This is a genomic window from Spirosoma humi (assembly GCF_054776575.1).
The window spans coordinates 2,100-2,751 of the sequence record NZ_BAAHBR010000018.1 but is presented as its reverse complement, the minus strand read 5'-3'; the positions used below and the strand labels follow the sequence as shown (position 1 = coordinate 2,751).

Here is a 652-nt window from a genome sequence, read left to right as displayed (position 1 = left end):
CCGGTCATCACCCAGGTCAGCGTCGACTCCACCCGCGAGACCACCGGCCAGATCACCGTCAAATGGAGCCGACCCATCGGGCTCAACCCCGGCGACCTGGGCGGTCCCTACCAGTACCGGCTCCAGCGAGCCACCGGCCTGGAGGGCACCACCTACACCCCCATTGCCACCATCAACACCAGTCTCAACCCCTCGGCCGCTGACACGGTCTATATCGACAAAGGGTCCTCCACCTCGGCCCTCAACACGGTGGCCAACGCCTACCGCTACCGGCTCGAGTTCTACTACACCGACCCCGCCACGGGCCAGCTCACCCGGCTCGATGTGACCGATCCGGCCTCCTCGGTGCGCCTGTCGGCCAGCCCCGCCAACCGACAGATCACCCTCTCCTGGCAGGCCAACGTGCCCTGGAGCAACGACAAACAGACCCACGACATCTACCGCAGCCGCTCGGGGCCCAACGGCCCCTTCAACAAGATCCGTGAGCTGGCCGTCAACACGTCCACTTACAGCTTCACCGACGACGGATCGGACAGCTTCCTGGCCGATGGCAACACCAGCCGGGTGCTCTCGGCTGACTCCAGCTACTGCTACCGGGTGATGACAAGGGGCCAGTACACCGACCCCCAACTGGCCCGGCTAGTGGTGGGAC

1 pseudogene is annotated in these 652 nt (G+C 65.8%); it reads left to right on the top strand.

From position 1 onward, the window contains the following. Positions 1-652, top strand: a pseudogene (locus ACYU8Y_RS26465) (gliding motility-associated C-terminal domain-containing protein); the annotation flags it as partial.